General features: G+C 30.7%; 3 protein-coding genes. All 3 read right to left on the bottom strand.

Going from position 1 to position 2,125, the window contains the following annotated elements:
• Nucleotides 1-88: 88 nt before the first annotated feature.
• Complete coding sequence (locus AAV96_RS00180) at nt 89-742, bottom strand: hypothetical protein (RefSeq protein ID WP_046737846.1); 654 nt, start codon at nt 740-742, stop codon at nt 89-91.
• A 453-nt stretch (nt 743-1,195) separates the two neighbouring features.
• Complete coding sequence (locus tag AAV96_RS00175) at nt 1,196-1,375, bottom strand: hypothetical protein (protein ID WP_005216517.1); 180 nt, start codon at nt 1,373-1,375, stop codon at nt 1,196-1,198.
• 194 nt (nt 1,376-1,569) lie between these two features.
• Nucleotides 1,570-1,764, bottom strand: coding sequence for a hypothetical protein (locus AAV96_RS00170; RefSeq protein ID WP_004662441.1), 195 nt, complete (start codon nt 1,762-1,764; stop codon nt 1,570-1,572).
• Nucleotides 1,765-2,125: the final 361 nt, after the last annotated feature.

Raw genomic sequence — 2,125 nt, 5'->3', positions numbered from 1 at the left:
TAATTTATTATTTAATTCAATTAAACTTTAAGATTATTTAAAAGTATAAATTAAAAAAGCTCATCAATAGATGAGCTTTTTAAGGTTTCTAGAAATCGTATTTAAGTCCAACTCGATAAGTAATACCATCCAGATCTAATACATCAGAAGCTGCTGTACTACAAAAATAACTAGTACAAACATCCTTAAGGTTTTCTATATACAACCACTTATAGCCTAACCCTGCATAAACAGCGAGGTCTTTTTGAAAATAGTGTCCAACCTCTAACTCAACAGGTAATGTGACGTAACGTAGCTTAACATCATAATCATCTGCTTTTACCCAAGCATAACCAACACCAATATTGGCATTTGCGTAGGTATTATCAAAATTGTAAAATTTGTAGCCACCTTTAACGTTAATTTCAGTATTTTTCCAATTCGAATTTCTCTGAAAGTTTAAACCAACGCTAGTACTCAATGAATTTAGAGCTGTAACCGTTAAGCCCGCACCGATTCCATTAAGTTTTTGATCACCACCTAAATCATTAGATCCAATCTTTGAGCCATAATATTCTGCAAAAATAGAAGTTTGAAGACCATTACTGTTTTCATCTTGATTTACTGGAGCGGTTGCTTGCAAAGTCTGCTCACCTAATGCTTGTGGTGTACCATAATTAATTTGTAGTGGTGTATCACTCCACGCATTTATAGTTGCTATACCCAATGTTAAACCAAGAACGCCTGCAACAATTTTCCCCATGTAATTACCTATTTTTATTTAAAATTAAGATTCTAGAGCATAATTTATTTTGTTCTAAAAAAATACTATTTAGAATTATAAGAGTTCATCTATCATCTAAACATTTAATCGAAACTGTTTTTTCAGACAAATCATAAAAATTTTACTAATAACGAATGTTCTAGTTATTTAAAGAGCTAGATTTTTTGGAGTGTGATGAAATCGCTAAAGTTAGAAAATTTTAGACTTTGTATGACTTACTAGTTTTCGCTTAGTTATATCTATTTATTGACACTATTCAACGATCGTAAAGCGTATTCTTAAGATTTATTCATTATTGAGTAATTTGTAAAAATCAATATTTATAATTATTTTCAATATTTTAAGCTAAAAAACCTATTTCTACGTTTTCAATTTTGATACCTAATGAATTGCTGAAGAATTTCTGCAAGAACTCTTCAGCTAAATTTATTGTTATTTATTCCAATTCAACAAATTTATATTGAATTCTGATGCAAGTAGATAAGATGCCGTCATCAAAGCGAATGAAACTGCAACCAGAAGCGCATCTGTTGACGAAGTTCCAATCACTAAAAATACCAAACCAGTAATAAACAGCATACAAACTGTTAAATTCCCCAAGATCTTAAACATTTTTTATCCTAATTGTGAATTACATCACAATTATCTATTTTTTTAACAACTATTACCAGTACCAATCATCGCTTGATTATGACCGTTCATCAAACAATCTAAAATTCTCAAACAGGACTTAGATTGTTTAAAACAGTAAAAAAGCCCATTGGCATGGGCTTTTTAAATAGTTACTTTAATTATTCATGTATGTATCACTGAATGCTTAACTCATCGTCTTTAGCAATTACGACAGAGGTAAGAATTGGAATACCTAAGATCACAGGAACTACAATAATCCACAAATCTGTGGTTAATTTGCTTGAGAAGAAGAACTGAATAACGATAGCAGCCAAGATAAGTACTGAAAGGAGGACAGCCATAAAGCGAATCGCAAATTTAAGAAGCATTTCTAATCCTATGTGATTGTAATGGTTAATTTCAGTATACGCCTTGTATCACGTTTCATGCATTGTTTTTTCACTATAAAAGCTGTATTTCAAATGAGTTTTTAAATAACTGTCTAGTGTCTTGCTCTTCCCCGCTTAGACAAATAGAACTTTAAGTGAGTACACTCCTCTCCATTACCAATCCGTAGCCTGCTAACTGATCGATTCGATTTCCCATCTTTTGTATCAAACCGGCTCATTCAACATAGATCTAAATGTCTATAACTTAGATCTCGTTCGCAGTTTCTATAAAAAATTAGATAATATCCATAAGTTTTAAATATTATTAAATACCTTTCATATTAATTTAATATAGTTAATT

The organism is Acinetobacter sp. AG1, from assembly GCF_001005525.1.
GTDB classification, from domain to species: Bacteria; Pseudomonadota; Gammaproteobacteria; order Pseudomonadales; family Moraxellaceae; genus Acinetobacter; species Acinetobacter modestus.
This window is presented reverse-complemented; position numbering and strand designations above follow the sequence as displayed.